The sequence below is a fragment of the Streptomyces sp. DH12 genome, assembly GCF_020873895.1.
Lineage (GTDB): Bacteria > Actinomycetota > Actinomycetes > Streptomycetales > Streptomycetaceae > Streptomyces.
In genome coordinates this window covers 1-473 of sequence record NZ_JAHWGT010000887.1, presented here as the reverse complement: position 1 = coordinate 473, position 473 = coordinate 1, and the positions used below count along the sequence as shown (strand labels likewise).

At 74.6% G+C, this 473-nt stretch carries 1 protein-coding gene; it reads right to left on the bottom strand.

Annotation, left to right across the window (positions count from 1 at the left end; all coding sequences use genetic code 11):
* A partial coding sequence (locus LPA54_RS37615) for a ketoreductase domain-containing protein (RefSeq protein ID WP_228984925.1) occupies positions 1-473 on the bottom strand: 473 nt, incomplete at both ends.

The window sequence follows — 473 nt, the reverse complement described above, 5'->3', positions numbered from 1 at the left end:
AAGGAGCGCAGCGCGGCGGGAACGTCGAGCAGCCGGTAGCCCCGGGCCTCGGTGAGCGCGGTGAGACCGTAGCCGCGGCTCATGCCCCGTTCGCGCCACATGCTCCAGGCGAGCGACTGCGCGGGCAGGCCGAGACCGCGGCGGTACCCGGCGAGGGCGTCCAGGTAGGCGTTGGCGGCGGCGTAGGCGGCGTTCATGGCGCCGCCGAAGAAGCCGTTGACCGAGGAGAAGGTGACGAAGGAGGTGACCGGGTGGTCGGCGGTGAGCCGGTGCAGGATCCACGCGCCGCGCACCTTCGCCTCCAGCGCCCGGCGCCAAGTGGGGGCGTCCAGTTCTCCGACGGGGCGCTCCACGAGCGTCCCGGCCAGGTGCAGCACTGACGTCAGGGGCACGCCCCACGCCTCGGTGGCGGACTCGACCGCGGCGCGGACGCGGGCCTCGTCGGTGACGTCGGCGCGGGCGTAGCGGACCTC